The organism is Paenibacillus sp. FSL H8-0332 (assembly GCF_037963835.1).
Classification (GTDB): Bacteria; Bacillota; Bacilli; order Paenibacillales; family Paenibacillaceae; genus Paenibacillus_AQ; species Paenibacillus_AQ rhizoplanae.
Genome location: NZ_CP150145.1, coordinates 4,391,907 through 4,409,611, shown reverse-complemented (window position 1 = coordinate 4,409,611; position 17,705 = coordinate 4,391,907). Strand labels below are relative to the sequence as shown.

16 protein-coding genes are annotated in these 17,705 nt (G+C 53.9%); all 16 read left to right on the top strand.

Annotated features, from left to right (window positions below; all coding sequences use genetic code 11):
* Window positions 1-11: 11 nt before the first annotated feature.
* Window positions 12-1,169 (top strand): N-acetyl-alpha-D-glucosaminyl L-malate synthase BshA, encoded by a 1,158-nt coding sequence (gene bshA / locus NST43_RS19030; protein WP_209993886.1) that lies wholly within the window; start codon window positions 12-14, stop codon window positions 1,167-1,169.
* Between the two features lie 10 nt (window positions 1,170-1,179).
* Window positions 1,180-2,619: a CCA tRNA nucleotidyltransferase gene (locus NST43_RS19025; RefSeq protein ID WP_339218705.1), complete on the top strand. Its 1,440-nt coding sequence runs from the start codon at window positions 1,180-1,182 to the stop codon at window positions 2,617-2,619.
* Window positions 2,612-3,412, top strand: coding sequence for a biotin--[acetyl-CoA-carboxylase] ligase (locus NST43_RS19020; RefSeq protein WP_339218704.1), 801 nt, complete (start codon window positions 2,612-2,614; stop codon window positions 3,410-3,412). The genes NST43_RS19025 and NST43_RS19020 overlap by 8 nt, the downstream gene beginning before the upstream one ends.
* Before the next feature lie 346 nt (window positions 3,413-3,758).
* Window positions 3,759-4,625: a 3-methyl-2-oxobutanoate hydroxymethyltransferase gene (panB, locus tag NST43_RS19015; RefSeq protein WP_209993883.1), complete on the top strand. Its 867-nt coding sequence runs from the start codon at window positions 3,759-3,761 to the stop codon at window positions 4,623-4,625.
* A gap of 1 nt (window position 4,626) precedes the next feature.
* Window positions 4,627-5,517, top strand: a complete 891-nt coding sequence (gene panC, locus NST43_RS19010) for a pantoate--beta-alanine ligase (RefSeq protein WP_209993882.1) — start codon at window positions 4,627-4,629, stop codon at window positions 5,515-5,517.
* Complete coding sequence (gene panD / locus NST43_RS19005) at window positions 5,510-5,893, top strand: aspartate 1-decarboxylase (RefSeq protein ID WP_209993881.1); 384 nt, start codon at window positions 5,510-5,512, stop codon at window positions 5,891-5,893. Before panC ends, panD begins: the two co-directional genes overlap by 8 nt.
* Before the next feature lie 114 nt (window positions 5,894-6,007).
* Window positions 6,008-6,646 carry a hypothetical protein gene (locus NST43_RS19000; RefSeq protein WP_339218701.1) on the top strand — a complete coding sequence of 213 codons (639 nt, stop codon included), beginning with the start codon at window positions 6,008-6,010 and terminating at the stop codon, window positions 6,644-6,646.
* Window positions 6,647-6,762: 116 nt separating this feature from the next.
* Window positions 6,763-9,624, top strand: a complete 2,862-nt coding sequence (gene dinG / locus NST43_RS18995; RefSeq protein ID WP_339218699.1) for an ATP-dependent DNA helicase DinG — start codon at window positions 6,763-6,765, stop codon at window positions 9,622-9,624.
* Between the two features lie 138 nt (window positions 9,625-9,762).
* Entirely contained in the window at window positions 9,763-10,413 is a 651-nt protein-coding gene (locus tag NST43_RS18990; RefSeq protein WP_209993878.1) for a redox-sensing transcriptional repressor Rex, read from the top strand.
* A complete protein-coding gene (locus tag NST43_RS18985; protein ID WP_339218697.1) occupies window positions 10,403-11,704 on the top strand; it encodes an amidohydrolase in 1,302 nt (433 codons plus the stop codon). The genes NST43_RS18990 and NST43_RS18985 overlap by 11 nt, the downstream gene beginning before the upstream one ends.
* Window positions 11,705-11,733: 29 nt before the next feature.
* Entirely contained in the window at window positions 11,734-12,255 is a 522-nt protein-coding gene (locus NST43_RS18980) for a DUF5590 domain-containing protein (RefSeq protein ID WP_339218696.1), read from the top strand.
* A 167-nt stretch (window positions 12,256-12,422) separates the two neighbouring features.
* A complete protein-coding gene (locus NST43_RS18975) occupies window positions 12,423-13,175 on the top strand; it encodes an aminoglycoside adenylyltransferase domain-containing protein (RefSeq protein WP_339218695.1) in 753 nt (250 codons plus the stop codon).
* Between the two features lie 278 nt (window positions 13,176-13,453).
* A complete protein-coding gene (locus tag NST43_RS18970) occupies window positions 13,454-13,996 on the top strand; it encodes a hypothetical protein (protein WP_339218694.1) in 543 nt (180 codons plus the stop codon).
* Window positions 13,989-15,491 carry an AAA family ATPase gene (locus tag NST43_RS18965; RefSeq protein WP_209993875.1) on the top strand — a complete coding sequence of 501 codons (1,503 nt, stop codon included), beginning with the start codon at window positions 13,989-13,991 and terminating at the stop codon, window positions 15,489-15,491. The genes NST43_RS18970 and NST43_RS18965 overlap by 8 nt, the downstream gene beginning before the upstream one ends.
* 132 nt (window positions 15,492-15,623) lie before the next feature.
* Entirely contained in the window at window positions 15,624-16,496 is an 873-nt protein-coding gene (locus NST43_RS18960; protein WP_076079207.1) for a 3-hydroxyacyl-CoA dehydrogenase NAD-binding domain-containing protein, read from the top strand.
* Window positions 16,493-17,701 (top strand): acetate kinase, encoded by a 1,209-nt coding sequence (locus NST43_RS18955; RefSeq protein ID WP_209993874.1) that lies wholly within the window; start codon window positions 16,493-16,495, stop codon window positions 17,699-17,701. The genes NST43_RS18960 and NST43_RS18955 overlap by 4 nt, the downstream gene beginning before the upstream one ends.
* Window positions 17,702-17,705: the final 4 nt, after the last annotated feature.

Here is a 17,705-nt window from a genome sequence, read left to right as displayed (position 1 = left end):
GGGGCGGAGCTATGGAGCGGCTTAAGATAGGCATCACCTGTTATCCGTCTCTTGGCGGCTCGGGCGTGGTGGCAACTGAACTGGGCAAGCTATTGGCCGAAAAAGGTCATGAGGTCCACTTTATCACCCACAGCATCCCGTTTCGGCTGGGAACGTTTCAGAAGAATATTTTCTACCATGAGGTAGAGGTTAACGATTATTATGTGTTCCGCTATCCGCCATATGATCTGGCGCTGGCGACCAAGATGGCGCAGGTAGCCAAAATGCAGAATCTGGACCTGTTCCATGTGCATTATGCGGTTCCGCATGCGGTATGTGCTTATCTGGCCAAGCAGATCCTAGGTAATGATATCAAAGTGGTTACCACGCTGCATGGTACGGATATTACAGTGCTGGGCCAGGACGAATCCCTGAAGGATCTGATCCGGCTGGGCATTAACGAGAGTGATGCGGTGACCGCCGTCTCCCGTGATCTGATTAAGGAGACCCGCAAGGCGCTTGATATTACGCGTGAAATTGATCTGACTTATAATTTCGTAGATAAGCGTGTCTATTATCCCCGGGATGTTACGGATCTGCGCGGCGACTTCGCGGCCCCGGATGAGAAGATTCTCATGCATATCAGTAATTTCCGTCCGGTCAAGCGGGTGAGTGATGTGGTGGATGTGTTCGCCAAGGTGAACCGGCAGGTACCTTCCAAGCTGCTGTTGGTCGGAGAGGGACCTGACCTGCCGAAAATTCAAGCCAAGATCAGCGAGATGGGGCTCGACGATCATGTCCGCTTCCTGGGCAAGCAAGACGAGATTGCCCAGGTAATCTCCCTGGCGGACCTGCTGCTGCTGCCTTCTGAGAAGGAGAGCTTCGGGCTTGTTGCCCTGGAAGCTATGGCCTGCGGCGTTCCGACCATTGGCTCACAGGCCGGTGGTATTCCGGAGCTGATCCAGCATGGCAAGACCGGATTCCTTGCGCCGGTCGGCGATACGGAATCCATGGCAAAGTATGCCGTCCGGCTGCTCTCGGATGAGGCGATGGCTGAGAGCTTCCGGCACGCCTGCCTGGAGCGGTCCTGCAATGATTTCAGCAGAGATATGATCACTAATCAATATGAAGATATCTATTACCGTGTGCTCGGGCGCAAGGTATCCGGGTTAGACCCGATCCTGGGGTAAGGAGTACGTTATGGAATGGAGAATGGCACCACCCGGCATGGCTGAAGCCGCCGGGACTGTTGTTGCAGGCCTGCTGGCAGGCGGTCATGAAGCTTATTTCGTCGGCGGCTGCCTGCGCGATGAGCTGCTGGGCCGTCCGGTGCATGATATAGACATCACTACCTCCGCGCTGCCGGAGGAGGTAATGGCCCTGTTTCCGCGCTGCGTCCCTACCGGACTGGCGCATGGCACGATCACTGTGCTGCAGGAGGGCTACAGCTTAGAGGTTACGACTTACCGGACGGAGAGCGGCTATGCCGATCACCGGCGTCCGGAGCATGTCGTATTCGTCAGGGATGTGCGGGAGGATCTCCGCCGCCGTGACTTCACGATCAATGCCATCTGCTGCGGCCTTGACGGCGAGCGGATTGACCCTTTCGGCGGGGAGCAGGATCTTCAGCTCCGGATGATCCGCTGTGTAGGCGAAGCGGAGGAACGCTTCGAAGAGGATGCGCTGCGGATGCTCCGCTGCGTACGTTTTGCTTCTGTGCTGGATTTCGCGATTGCGAAGAATACCTGGCGCGGTCTGCTGCGCCAGCGTGACAAGCTGGCGCATATTGCTGTGGAGCGGGTGCGCGCCGAGGTGGAGCGCATCCTGGAAGGCCCGCACCCGCAGCGCGGGCTGGGGCTCCTGCTGCGCAGCGGCCTGCTGCCGCGCGGCAAAGCGCCGTTCCCTTGGACCGGCCGTGACCTGGCGGCTGCCGCCGCCCGCCTCGCCGGTCTCGGGAACCTGGAGAGCGCCCGCCTGCGCTGGGCGCTCCTGCTGCATGCCCTGAGCTCATCGGCGGCTTCCGCCGATGAGCTCCTGCGGGCATGGACGTTCCCGGGGGCGACGCGCACTGGCGTCGTCGCCGTGCTCCGCGTCCGCGAAGCCTGGGACGCGGCGTTGTCTTCGGCGCGGCCGGAGGATTCCGGCGCCGGGGAGCGGCTGCGGCGGCGGTGGATCGCCGCCGTGCTGGGCCATGGCCAGTCAGCCGCCGAAGGGTGGCTGACGCTGCTTGAGGCGGCGGGGGCTGACGCCGCGCCCGCGACTGGCGCAGGTGCGACCAGCCCGGCCGCAGCCGTCCCTGCCACAGCCGCAGTCGCACCCGCCGCGACCGCATGCGTCCTTGTTGCAGACACTGGCGCACCCGTCACGTCGGTAGACGTCCCTGCCAGTGACGTAGGCGCACCCGCCACCCCCCCTGTCACCACCAGCCTCCTGCGGTCCTGGACCGCAGAGATGCCGATCCGCACGCTCGCTGAGCTGGCGGTGAGCGGACATGAGGTGACAGCGGTGCTGGAGAAGCGTCCCGGCCCGTGGCTGGGCGTATTGCTGCACCAGCTTCTTCTGGCTGTCGCGGCGGGTGACCTTGCCAATGACAACCAATTACTGCTGGAAGCAGCGCAAAGGATGGATAGAGATGAATAGCGGTCATGCGCAGCGTCCCGGCGTCTTGAAGCGGGAGACGTTCGTACCCGGCTGGACCAAGGGGATTCAGCGGCTGGATACTGTCGGTTCCACACAGGAGGAAGCCAAAATACTAGCCGAGGGCGGCGCCCCGGAGGGAACGACGGTTATGGCCGAAGCGCAGACCGGCGGGCGCGGGCGGATGGGCCGTAAATGGCACTCCCCCCACGGCAAAGGAATCTGGATGAGCCTGGTGCTGCGTCCTAATCTGCCGCTTGCCTTGACTCCGCAGCTGACGCTGCTTGCCGGAGTGGCTGTCTGCACAGCGATCCGTGAGGTTACCGGAGTGCCAGCCGGCATCAAGTGGCCGAATGACCTGCTGGCCGGCGGCCGCAAAATCTGTGGAATCCTGCTGGAATCCTCGCTTCGGGAAGGCGGGCTGCATTATTGTATCGCCGGTATCGGCATTGCTGCCAATCTGACCGAAGAGGACTACCCGGAGGAGCTACGCAGGATCGGTACATCGCTGCTGATCGAAGGCGGGGGCATTCCTGTAGACCGCATGAGGCTTGCGGAAGCCGTGCTGGAGGAGCTCGAATATCTATACCGGGTATATCTGGAGCAAGGCTTCCAGCCCGTGAAGCAGCTGTGGGAGTCGATGTCGGTGACACTGGGGCGGCAGGTTTGGGTGAACACTCCCCAAGGCCGCACCGAGGCTACTGCTGTCGGACTGAGTGATAACGGCGGGCTGCTGTTACGTAACGAATCCGGTGAGGTAGTGAGCGTACTGTCCGGTGAAATCGAAATGATCTAGGTGTGTCAACAAGGCCGCTCCTCAAAACCAAGAGGGCGGCCATGTCATATTTTAAGGTTTTTATTTTTGTCCTTTTTTGGTATACTGTCAACAAGAGGCGGCATCGCACAGCGAGCTGTACTCCTGCAATTGTATCTTTTAACAGGACATTGTTTACCGGATGTACCTTCATAACTGGATGTAACGGTTACGTTGGATTCTGCTCTGAGCCGTAAGGACCGAGACAGAAGGGACGATCGCGAGTGACTCTTTTTTGCCCTTCGGACCTATTTAGCGGACTAATGCTAAAGGGTTTTTTTGTTTGCGCGGAGAACGCGTATTTTATGGAAAAGGGGAATGAGAGCAAATGGCAGACAAACACGCACTGAATATTATCAAAATGAAAAAAATGAAAACGGATGGTGTGCCCTTAAGCATGATCACCGCTTATGATTACCCTTCAGCCCTGCTGGCTGAGGAAGCAGGAATTGACCTGATTCTGGTCGGCGATTCCCTAGGGAACGTCGTGCTTGGTTATGATACCACGCTGCCGGTTACCATAGAGGATATGGTCTACCATACCCGGTCGGTGAAGCGCGGAGCGCCTAATACTTTTATAGTGGCTGATATGCCGTTCATGACCTACCACGGAAGCGTGGATGAGACCTTGCGCGGTGTGCGCAGACTGATGCAGGAAGGCCAGGCCCATGCGGTCAAAATGGAAGGCGGCCTCGAAATCTGCTCTGCAGTGTCTTCTGTTGTAGCAGCCGGAGTTCCGGTCCTTGGCCATATCGGCCTGACCCCGCAGTCGGTCAATATGATCGGCGGCTACCGGATTCAGGGGAAGGATGCCAAGGATGCACAGCGGCTGATGGACGAAGCGAAGGCGCTGGAAGCGGCCGGGGCCTTCGGCATTGTGCTGGAGCTGGTCACGGAGGAAGTGGCAGAAGCCATCTCCAAGGCTGTCAGCATACCGACCATAGGCATTGGTGCCGGGCGTTACTGTGACGGACAGGTTCTGGTATTCCATGATGTCCTGCGGTATGCCTCTCCTTACCGGGAGAAAAAGTTCGTCAAAACCTACGCCGATGTCGGTTCTCTGATCCGTGAAGGCATCACCAGCTACGTTCAGGAAGTGAAGGACCGCTCGTTCCCTGCGCAAGAGCATGTGTTTAGCGCGGATGAGACCGTCCTGGAATCTTTATACGGCAATGCCGGCAAAGGAGCGAAATAAAATGAGAGTCATCCGAACAATTGTTGAACTGCGCGAAGCGCTTGAATATATGCGTCAAGGGGGCCATGGCCCAGTTGGTTTTGTGCCCACCATGGGATATCTGCACGAAGGACATGCCAGTCTGCTGCGTAAAGCAGGGGAGAAGAGCGGCACAGTGGTGATGAGTATTTTTGTCAATCCGCTGCAATTTGGCCCGAATGAGGATTTTGCTTCCTATCCACGGGATGAACAGCGTGATTTGGAGCTGGCTGAACGTGAAGGTGCGGACCTGGTGTTCATCCCCAGTGTCGAAGAGATGTACCCGCAGCCGATCCGCACAGGCGTAACGGTCTCCTCGCTGACCACACAGCTCTGCGGCGCTTCGCGTCCGGGACATTTTGACGGAGTAACTACAGTGGTCAGCAAGCTGTTTCATATCGTGCAGCCGGATTACGCCTTCTTCGGACTGAAGGATGCCCAGCAGGTAGCCGTTCTCCGCCGGATGGTGTCTGACCTTAACATGAACGTGGACATTATCGCCTGTCCTATTGTGCGCGAGGAAGACGGGCTGGCGCTTAGCTCCCGCAATGTCTATCTGAGCAGCGAGGAGCGCAGACAGGCGCTGGTATTGTCGCGTTCCCTGCGCGAAGTGCGTCAGGCTATGGAAGAGGGCAGCATTCGTACGGTAGAGGAAGCACGGAGCCTGCTGGTCTCGGTCATTTCTGAATCGCCGCTTGCAGTCATTGATTATGCTGAGATTCTAACCTTCCCTGATCTGGAAGAGCTGGAAGGCGGCAGCAGGCTGACGGATGCGGGCGGAGAGGTTATAATAGCTCTGGCCGTGAAGTTCGGCAGAACCCGTCTGATTGATAATAATGTATTTATTCCTAAGGAGGCACACGCTCTTGTTTAGACATATGATGAAATCCAAGATCCACCGGGCAACGGTCACTGAAGCCAATCTCAATTATGTGGGCAGTATTACCATTGATGAGGAACTGATGGAAGCCGCTGACCTGCTGGAGAACGAGAAGGTGCAGATCGTGGACAATAATAACGGTTCCCGTCTGGAGACTTATGTCATTCCCGGCCCGCGCGGCAGCGGCGTCATCTGTCTGAACGGGGCGGCGGCGCGGCTGGTACAGCCCGGCGATACCGTGATTATTATTTCTTACGCTATGATGTCCTCCGAGGAGCTGGCGGCGCACAAGCCGACTGTAGTGTTCGTAGATGCGGGCAATAAGCCAGTGAAGCTGGCGGATCATGAGATTCACGCTACAATTGCCTGAATTCCTTACTTTGAGCCATGTAATCAATGGCAGGGATGAAGACACCTGTACTTGTGAAAAATGAAGGCAGGCAAGCTTAAGCTGACTTCATTATCAGTAAGGGTGGGATGTCCGGTGTTTCAACATTTATTTGCTGAGATGAACAAGATGCTGCAGGAGATCCAAACCGACTTCCCTACTGCGGAGGGTGCCCGCCGAAGCGATCTTTTATCCAAGTATAATATGCTCCACCGAATCAGTGATAATGTAATGGATGAGTGGCTGGTCTTTGCCGAGAAGCTGAGCGAGTTCCGGGAACAGGCGGATTTCCAGGCTCCGCCTGAGGAACTGCCGGAGGAAGAAGCGCCTGAGCTTGGGATGGATGCTTTTGTCAGGGGACAGGGCTATTACAAGCTGCTGATGTACCGCAAGTGCATTGAACAGTTCCGTGAGGTTACGGCACAATATCCGGACAGCCTCGCTGCCCGCCTGTATCTGGCCATGGCTTACCTCCAGGAGGGGGAAGGCGAGATTGCCTGGGGACATCTGGACCACATGCTGGGCCTGATTCGTGAGGTGAAGCTGAAGGCGATGATCTATAATGCGCTGGGCTGTATCCGGGCTTCCCAGGAACGTTTTAAAGAAGCCAGTGAGCTGTTCAGCCTGTCGCTGCTGCATGACCCTGATCTGCCGGAGCCGAGCGTTAATCTGGAGGTGTGCCGCAGGCGGGGCGGGAAGCTGGAGTTCGGCCATCAGCTGGTTTCGCTTTTATAACTTATCCTCGGTTTCTTTAGGCGATGCGCCCCACTTCCCGGGGGTGTGCATCGCCTTTTTTCGTAACTTCTGTTATGCTGATAAAGAGTCTCAAGTGAAAGGGAATAGAACTTATAATGAAATTTGCCGTGCTTGATTTTGAAACTACGGGAACCCAATCTGTGGGAGAGATCATCCAGGTTGGCCTTGCCATTATAGAAGAAGACGGGACGATCTCCCGGGTGTATGGTTCCTACGTCAAGCCCGGAGCGCCAATCCCTCCTTTTATTACGGGCCTGACCGGAATTACAGACAGTGATGTACAGGATGCGCCGGAGCTCGATGAGATGATGATGGAGCTGGTGCCGCTGCTGGATGATGTGGTCCTCGTCGGACACAATGTTGCGTTTGATTTTCATTTTTTGCAGAATGCGCTGGACCGCTGCGGCTATCTGCCGTTTCAGGGGCGGATTCTGGATACGATCGATTTTCTCAAAATATGCTTTCCCTCGCTGAGCACCTATCAGTTAGGCGCGGTAAGCAGCCACTTCGGCATTACGCATGACCGTCCCCATCAGGCGGACAGCGATGCGCTTGCCACGGCTATTGTGCTGCTCAAATGTCTGGAAGAGCTGCACAGTCTGCCGCTGCTGACCATTCAGCGCCTGAATGAGCTGTTCGCGGACGAAGACAGTGATATGGCCTGGTATTTCGACGGTCTGCTGCGGGAGCGGGAGATGGAGACCTTCCAGCCGGAAGGTGAGCTGAGCTTCTACCGTCAGCTTGCGCTGGCGGTGGGGGATTGGGCAGAGCTGGCTACGCCCCGGGAGGAAGGAAGCGTCAATCCGCTGGAGAATATTACCTTTGAGGAATATATGGATGAGGTAACCAAGCGGCTGAAGGCTGCGCTTCCCCAGTATGAGAGCCGTGAAGCCCAGGAGCTGATGATCCATGAGGTCATTACAGCGCTTGAGCAGGATAAGCATCTGCTGATTGAAGCGGGAACAGGCACCGGCAAATCGCTGGGTTATCTGCTTCCGGCGATCTACCACAGTGTGAAGAGTGATCAGAAGGTGATGGTCAGCACCCATACCATTAACCTTCAGGACCAGCTGCGGGAGCGGGATATTCCGCTCTTAACCAGCGTTGTGCCGTTCCCGTTCAAGGCTTCCATCTTTAAGGGAAGAGGGCACTATTTGTGTCTGCGCAAATTCGAACATAGAATGAACAAAAAGGACTTTACGAGTCCAAGGGAAGAAGCAATTACCGCTGCGCAAATGCTTGTCTGGCTAACCCAGACGACAACCGGGGATGATGAGGAGCTTAACTTAAGCGGACGGGGCGGCGATTTCTGGGAGACTGTAGCCAGTGATACCGACTCCTGTCTGGGACGCGCCTGTCCCTGGTTCCGCAAATGCTATTACCACCGGGCCAAGCATGAAGCGGGGATCTCCGATGTGGTGGTCACCAATCACTCCAAGCTGTTCGCAGATGTCAAAGCCGGGCATCAGCTTCTTCCGGCCTACGAGCATCTTGTCATTGACGAAGCTCATCATCTGGAGGATATTGCCGGCAAGCATCTTGGCATGCAGATGAAATATTTCACATTCGCCCATACCTTAACCCGTCTCTACAAAGATAGCCGGAGCGGGCAGCTGCCTGCCCTCCGCCAGAGCCTGCAGTCTTCCGGCAGTGAGCAGGCTTCCGAATGGAGCGGCGTGATCGACAGGATCTATCCAGATCTGCTGACCGTGAAGGAATCCTGGGATGCGCTCAGCGACAGGCTCTTTAGCCTGCTGCCCGAGCGCAGTGACGCCGGGGCCGGTGAAGCAGGCCAGCTGGTAGCGCGCCTGCAGCCGGGCAAGAAGCCCAAGGATTGGGAGGAGCTGGCTGCCCTTGAGAATACACTGAACCTCAGTCTGAGCGATATCATCCGCAAGGGTGACAAGATGCTCAGTGAGATGCGTGACACGGACAGCCAGTCCTCCTCGGACAGTCTTGTGACGGATATAGGCGGCTTGTTCAAGGACCTGGCATCCATTAGAGAGCAGATTCGCTTCTTCATGAGCCTGAATGATGAGAATATTGTGTATTGGCTGGAGGGAAGCGGCAATTATAAGGGCAAGTCGCTGCAAATGTATGCCGTTCCCGTAGATGTCAGCACCCAGCTCAGGGAGCTGTTCTTCGACAAGAAGAAGAGCATTATCCTGACCTCGGCCACCTTATCGGTGGATAAATCCTTCCAGTTCATGATGGATAACCTGGGCCTTGGTGAGGCTGCGGAGCAAGGGCGTCTGATGACTGCGCTGCTTCCGTCGCCGTTCAAGTACCGTGAGCAGGCACTGCTGGTCATTCCCCGCGACTTCCCGAGCGTTAAGGGAAGTATAGGGGATGCCCGATTCGTGGACACGCTAGTCCACTCCCTTGCTGAGACGGCTGTAGCTACACGGGGACGGATGCTGGTGCTGTTCACCTCCTACAAAATGCTGCGCCAGGTCTACGATCCGCTGAAGGAGGCACTTGCCTCGCAGGATATCGCGGTGCTGGGACAAGGCGTGGAGGGCGGCAGCCGGAGCAAGCTGATCCGCCGCTTCCAGGACACCCCGGCCTCCGTCCTGCTTGGTACCAGCAGTTTCTGGGAAGGGGTTGATATTCCTGGAGAAGCATTGACCTGCCTGGCGATTGTCAGACTGCCGTTCCAGCCGCCGAATCACCCGCTGGCTGAGGCGAAGTCGGAGCTGCTTCAGGCACAGAAGAAGAACCCGTTCATGAAGCTGTCCGTGCCGCAGGCCGTTATCCGCTTCAAGCAGGGCTTCGGGCGGCTGGTCCGTACGGCGAAGGACCGGGGGATCGTGATTGTCTATGACACCAGAGTGATTGAATCCTATTACGGGAAGTACTTCCTGTACTCGCTCCCCGGTCCCAAGATGGAGCATATGCTCACCGAGCAGATGGTTCCGAGAATCGCCGAATGGCTGGAAGACGGTGGGGTTTCCTAATTCATCCGCTATTGCTATTATTAATAAGTCATGATTAACCTGATGATCCGTTCCCGCCTCCTCTGCCACTCCGGCAGGCGGCGGGGTACGGTTGCTATAATTGTACGGGTCTAACAAAACTTTTAAGGAGGAGAATACATGAAATCGGATAAAATATCGGAGGCCGTCGTTCGCAGACTTCCAGTGTACCTGCGGTTCCTGAACGATCTCCAAAAACGTGAAATCTCCACAGTCTCTTCTCAGGAGCTTGGCCAAAAGCTAGATCTGAACCCCGCCCAGATCCGCAAGGATCTGGCTTATTTCGGTGATTTCGGCAGAAAAGGCATCGGCTACGATGTGTCCTATCTGATTGAGAAGATTCGTCACATCCTGAAGCTTGACCAGCAAATTAATGTTGCACTGGTTGGAGCCGGTAATCTCGGTCATGCCTTGTCTAACTACAACGCTTACTTGAAGGATACGATGAAGATCACTGCCATCTTCGATGCCTATCCGCCGAAGGTGGGCCAGCAGATCAACTCGCTGGTTGTGCAGCCGATGGAGGAGCTAAGCAGTACAATCCGCTCGCAGGGAATCCGGATCGGGATCATTACTGTGCCCGACAGCGAAGCCCAGAATGTAGCCGATATTCTTGTGGATTCCGGCATTGAGGCGATTCTGAACTTCGCACCGGTTATTCTCAAGACGCCTGCCAATATCCGGATTCACGCCGCTGATTTCACTACAGATCTGCAGAGCCTGGCCTATTATTTGCATGATGGAAAGGATGCGGCTGAAGATGAGCAGTAAGATCACGATAATCAAGAATGGGCACTTTCTGGTTCCCGGCAGCGATAAGCCAGTGCTGAGCGGGTATATGACCCTGGATGATGACCTGATTACTTACATAGGTGAAGCTGAGCCGGCAGTGGAGGATGGCGCTCAGGTCGTAGACGGCAGCCGTCTGCTGTTCATGCCGGGTCTGGTCAATACCCATGGACATACTGCCATGTCACTGCTGCGCGGATACGGCGACGATATGGTGCTTCAGACTTGGCTGCAAGAGAAGATGTGGCCGATGGAAGAGAAATTCACTGGTGATGATGTATATTGGGGAACTTCTTTGTCCGTGCTGGAAATGCTGAAGGGCGGCACAACAACCTTCCTCGATATGTATGATCATATGGACCGGGTAGCGGAAGTGACCGAGCAGTCCGGTATTCGTGCTGTGCTGATGCGCGGCGTAATTGGGCTGTGCCCGGAAGATGTACAGCAATCCAAGCTCGCTGAGGCGATTGCTTTTGCCCGTAACTGGCATGGCAAGGCTGACGGCAGAATTACGACCATGCTCTCGCCGCACGCCCCGTACACCTGTCCTCCAGAGTTTTTCATGAAGTTTGTGCAGGCTGCCCATGATCTGGATCTGCCGATGCATACCCATATGTCCGAGACGCGCCATGAAGTGGAGCAGAACGTGGCCGACTACGGCCTTCGTCCGGTCGCACATCTGGAGAAGCTGGGGATGTTTACCCGTCCTTCGCTTATTGCCCACGGGGTTCATCTGAACGATGAGGAAATCGGGATTCTGGCCCGCCATAACGTTGGCGTGTCGCATAACCCCGGCAGTAACCTGAAGCTGGCCAGCGGTGTTGCCCGTGTTCCGGAGCTGCTGAGAGCCGGGGTTAAGGTCTCCCTGGGTACGGACAGCGCGGCAAGCAACAACAATCTGGATATGTTCGAAGAGATGAGGCTGGCTGCGCTGATCCACAAGGGCGTAAGCGGTGATCCAACAGCGGTACCGGCTCCTGAGGCGCTTCTGATGGCTACGGAGTACGGAGCGCAGTCTATTTTCCTAAGCGGTGTAGGCCGCCTTGCAGCAGGGATGAAGGCTGACTTCATCGCGCTTGATATTGACCAGCCGCATATGCTGCCGCATACCGATCTGCTCTCCCATGCTGTATATTCGGCCAGCGCCAAGGATGTGGAGCATGTATGGGTGAACGGCCAGCAGGTTGTGAAGCATGGACAATGCCTGACACTTGATGAAGAAGCCATCCGTCACAAAGCACAGGAGACGTTCGAGAGCCTGCTTAAACGGTAACTCAGGGGAACGGGAAAGGAAGCAGCGTGGTGAAGAAGAAGAGGAGAAAATGGATCTGGCTGGGGATTACCGTGGTGCTGCTCCTTCTGTTCGGACTAAGCCAGTTCTATGCCTACATTATGAAGGATCAGTGGAACGAGCGGAGTGAGGCCAAGGAGCTGGCCCAGGCGCGTGCCGGGCTAACAGAGGTTACCAAGGCCCAGAAATCCGTCTGGAATGAGAATGAGATCTACTGGGTGCTAACCGGCAAAAATGAAGCGGGTACCGAGCTGATGGTGTGGGTCCGTTATACCTTGGAGGGCAAGCCTGCCGGAGGCGACAACGGCCTGTATGCCGAAGAGCTGAGCAAAGGAACCTCAGAAGAGAAGATGCGCGGAATCATAACCGCCCAGCTGCCGGACATTACGATCGAACGGCTGCTGCCCGGTGTATATAACGGGGAATATGCCTGGCAGCTATTTTACAAAAAAGACGGGCGCTTCTATTATAACTTCTACCGTTTCAAGGATGGCAGCGCCATCGGTGAGGGGTACAGTCTGCCGAATCGTTAAGCTAAGCGCTCAGCGGCAGAATAAAAACGGGGGGACAGATTATCTGTTCCTCCGTTTTTTTATCCATCATGTTGAAAAGTTTGAGGTGCATCAATTGATATACGGAGTGTATACCTCGTCTGCTAGCGCTAACCTACATATATGTTCAATCAAGGAGGATGATGAAATTGGAGATATTAGCATATTTGGATCAGGCGGTGGATTTGTTCAAGGAGGAGCTGGGGGATAATCTGTCGGGGGTTTACCTGCATGGCTCGCTGGCCATGGGCTGTTTTCAAGCGGATTCAAGCGATATTGATCTGCTGATCGTCATACAGGACAAGCTGTCCGCAGAGGCCAGTCAGAGACTTGCCGGGCTTATCGTAGCCTATCATGACAGTCTGCCGAATAAGCGCGGAATCGAACTGTCTATCGTCCTGAAGACATATCTGCGCAATTTTGTGTATCCTACGCCGTTTGAATTTCACTTTTCGGAAGCTCATTTAGAGCGGTATAGAACCGATGAGAATTATCTGTGCGGCGGTTTTGAGGATGCTGATCTTGCGGCGCATTTTGCAGTGGTCTACCATCGTGGGTTTATCTTGTACGGGGAGCCGATCCGCGAGGCCTTTGCGCCGGTAGACCGCAGGTACTATCTGGATTCCATTGTCCGGGATGTCGAAGATGCGCCGCAGAATATTAATAAATCTCCGGTCTATTACACACTGAATCTATGCAGAGTGCTCTACTATTTGCAGGAGGATTATATCTCTTCCAAGAAGGAAGGCGGAGAGTGGGGACTGCAGCATTTGCCGGAACGCTTTCACGGGCTGCTCAGAAGATGCCTGGAAGAGTATAGAGGAGCGGTTAGCGACCAAGGCTATGACCTGGAGCTTTTAACTGATTTCGCGGAATATATGACTGGTGAAATTAAGCGTTAGCCGGATGTAGTGTACGCCGGAATATGAATGTAGCAGCGGCATTTCAGGATCTGAATCTGAGCTGCCGTTTTTTCAAGGTTCATGAAACATCCAGAAATTAGTATCAAAAATTTTAAATATATTCACAACTTTATGTAAAATCGTATATACACCTATGATATACTACTACTTGTATCAAGACATGCTTAAGAGCATGTCAGTCTCGGATGGGCGCTAGACACGCTGGCTGGTCTTTATTATAGAGTTAAGCTTGGTCATTATTGAGAGGAGGACGTTTCTTGAAACTTCGTCTTATGCCTGTGCTGCTAACGTCTCTGCTGTCTGCTGCATTATTGTTTGGTGGCTGGTATTCTTACCGTCAATTCGCGGTGCGGGAGCCGCTGCAGAAGCTGGTATCTTCCTACCAGGGAGTGAAGGATTCCCATATTACTATTAAACGCAATGAAGTCACTTTGAAACTGGATTTGCAGCCGGGCACGAAATTACGTGAGCTGGTGCAGTATGTATCGCGAGAAGGCAGCACCGCCATTGATGGCCGGACCTTGAAGCTGGATGTGGAGCAGAAACCAAGCGAGCTGCTGGACGAGTACTGGGATAAAGCTATGTTCTCTGTAGCAGAAGCAATGGAGAGCCGGAAGTATACATTGATCCCAGCGAAGCTGGACGGACTGAAGGAGCAGGACAGTAAGTACAGCGGAGTTACAGCTACCACAGAGATTGACGACAACAATGTGTATGTAAGCCTGAGCAACGGCACAGAGAGCAAATTTATCATTCTGCCGCGTGCAGCAGCGAAGATGGGAGTGTGGAACAATGCCTAAGTACTGGAAAGAGGTTGTAGCCGGTTTCATTCCGGTCATGCTGATTTTTATGGCTTTTGTCGGGATTAATATCTTCCCTGTAATCATAGCGCTAGGCATGGTTGCCGCACTCCTGTTCATAGCCCATGCCCGCGGCGGTCTGGCCGTCAATGCAGGTGCGGACAAGAAGCGTAAGAAGAACGGCCCCTCCAAGCTAACTTTTGAAGAGATCGGCGGACAGGACAATGCTAAACAGGAGCTGCGTGAAGCGCTGGACTTCCTGATCCGGCATGAAGAGATCAGCAAGTTCGGGATTCGTCCGCTCAAAGGAATTCTGTTAACCGGCCCTCCGGGAACCGGGAAGACGCTGATGGCCAAGGCTGCGGCGCATTATACCGATTCTGTGTTTGTAGCTGCTTCGGGCAGTGAATTCGTTGAGATGTATGTCGGCGTCGGTGCCGGACGGGTGCGCGATCTATTCAAGGATGCCCGCACACGCGCGCTCAAGGAGAATAAGCAAAGTGCCATTATTTTCATAGATGAGATCGACGTCATCGGCGGTAAACGCGAAGGCGGACAACAACGGGAATATGACCAGACACTTAATCAGCTGCTGACCGAGATGGACGGGATTTATAACAATGATACCCCGCGTATTCTGCTGGTAGCCGCAACGAACCGCAAAGAGATGCTGGACTCGGCATTGCTGCGTCCGGGCCGTTTTGACCGGCATATTCAGGTGGATATGCCTGACAAGAAAGGCCGCAAGTCGATTCTCGATCTCCATGCCAAGAACAAACCGCTGCACGAGACGGTGAGCTTGGATAAAATTGCCGAAGAAGCCTACGGCTTCTCAGGTGCACAGCTGGAGAGCGTGATGAATGAAGCGGCGATCTACATGATGCGTGAGAATCTGACCCAGGTGGAGCAGCGTCATCTCTCGATGGCGATTGACAAAGTGATGATGGGCGAGAAGACCGACCGCGAGACCAACCATGAAGAGAAGAAGCGTGTGGCGATTCACGAACTTGGACATGCTATTATGGCTGAACTGCTTCGCCCCGGAAGCGTCAGTCAGGTTACACTGACCCCGCGCGGGCAGGCCCTCGGTTATGTACGGCATAATCCGCAGACCGAGCAGTATCTGTATACGAAGGATTATCTGGAGAATCAGATTATGATCGCCCTGGGCGGAGCTGCCGCCGAAGAGATGTATTACGGAGGACGCAGTACCGGCTCCCGCGGAGATTTCGACCAGGCCCTGAATATTGTCGAGACCATGATGAAGTCAGGACTTACCTCACTCGGAATTGCGAATCTGCAAATGGTTACCACGGAAGAGCTGATGAAGGAGAATAGTAAAATCCTGGATGAGCTGATGATTCGTACAAAAGAGCTGCTGGAGAAGCAAAGAAATGTATTTGATTACTCCCTTGACATTTTAATGAAGGAAGAAGTTCTCTCCGGAGAGCAATTTCGTTGTCAATTTCGTGACAGTGTCCTTTTACCGGCATAATTCTTTATGCCGGTTATTTTTTTTTACTTTTCAGACATGCTAAGATATCATTATATGTCGGGCTACTTATTTTTTACGACAGACAAGGTACAATACTGAAGTATAGATACCTGAAAGGATGGAGACTTTTACATGAATTTTAAAAAGATCGGTGTCATCGGCGGAGGCACAATGGGACAAGGGATTGCCGAAATGCTGGCAGCCAAGGGCCTGGATGTTATGCTGGTGGAAAAAACTGCAGAAAGACTGAACTACTCCTACGAAATGATTGAGACCAGTCTCGACAAACAGCTGGAGAAATGGGCGATTACCCAGGCGGAAAAGAAGCTGATTCTGTCCCGCATCCAAAAAGTGACACATTTCGCTGAACTCAGCTCCTGCGATATGGTCATTGAGACCATCGTTGAAGATCTGGAGGCGAAGCAAAAGGTATTCAATCAGCTAGATCAGGTGTGTCCAAGTCACATTATTCTTGCCAGCAATACGTCAACCCTTAGCTTGACGGAGCTTGCAAGCTCTACAATGTACCCGGAACGTGTGATCGGCATGCACTTCATACATCCTGTAGGGAAGGTGGATCTGGTTGAAATCGTGCGCGGACTGAAGACCTCGGACAGCACGTTTGAAGATACCAAAGCCTTTGTCGATGAGATTGTTGAGAAAAAGGGCGTTATGATCTACGAATCCCCCGGATTTGTATCTTCGCGCCTCATTTGCCTGTTCATTAACGAGGCTATGCATGTGCTGCAGGAAGGGGTTGCCTCTCCTGAAGATATTGATGACGCTATGCGCATCGGCTACCAGTTCCAGAACGGGCCGCTTGAAATGGCAGACCGCTTCGGTCTGGATTCCGTGCTTGCCGCGCTTGAGAACATGTTCCGTGAATACGGCGAGCTCAAGTACCGTCCATCAACCATTCTCAAAAAGATGGTGCGTGCGGGACAACTGGGTGCAAAATCGGGCGAAGGCTTCTTCAAGTATGACAAGGACGGTGACCGTGTATGAATATCTTAGTTATTAACTCCGGCAGTTCCTCATTGAAATATCAGCTGTATAATATGACCGATGAATCTGTACTCGCCAAAGGCCTGGTAGAACGTATCGGAATGGATTCTTCCATTCTGAACCACAAGCCGACCGGCAAACAGGAAGTTACTGAAGTCAGCGAAATTCTGGAGCACAATACAGCCATCCGCAAAGTTCTTGCCTGTCTGACAGACAAAGAGCACGGCGTTATCGCCTCCACTGACGAGATCAATGCTGTGGGTCACCGTGTAGTACACGGAGGAGAATTCTTTAAAGCTTCCGCACTTGTAGATGCAGATGCGAAGACTAAGATCCGTCAGCTGTTCGATCTCGCGCCGTTGCATAACCCGGCTGCCATGATGGGGATTGTTGCATCTGAGAATAACATGCCTGGTGTGCCGCAGGTTGTTGTATTCGATACTGCCTTCCATCAGACGATGCCTGAGAAGGCTTATATGTATGCCATTCCAAGAGTGCTGTACAATAAATACAAGGTCCGCCGTTATGGTGCACACGGAACTTCCCATGATTTCGTCAGCAAAGCAGCGGCTGATTATCTGGAACGTCCGCTTAATGAGCTGAAGATTATCACTTGTCACATCGGTAACGGTGCAAGTGTAACTGCAGTAGATGGCGGTATATCCGTTGATACTTCCATGGGTATGACACCGCTGGAGGGTCTGATGATGGGTACCCGCAGTGGAGACCTTGACCCGGCAATTGTTCCTTATGTAATGAATAAAGAAGAGCTGTCTGTTGGTGAAGTGAATTCCATGCTGAACAAGCACAGCGGACTCCTGGCTATTTCTGGCGTTAGCAGTGACATGCGTGATATTATTGACGGTGCAGAGAAAGGCGAGCCTAATTCTACGCTTGCTTTTGAAATGTACGAGTACCGTTTGCGTAAATATATCGGTTCTTACGCAGCTGCCATGAACGGCGTAGACGTTATCGTGTTTACTGCCGGTGTGGGCGAGAATGCTTCCCTGCTGCGAGAAAAAGTACTGAACAACCTTACGTTCCTCGGAATCGAACTGGATGCTGAAGCCAACAAGGTCCGCTCCGGCGATCCGCGTCGCATCTCTAAGGCTGATTCCAAGGTACAGGTGCTTGTGGTTCCAACGAACGAAGAGCTGGTGATTGCACGCGATACCTATCGCCTTGTGCAGGGAATTAACGGCTAAATTA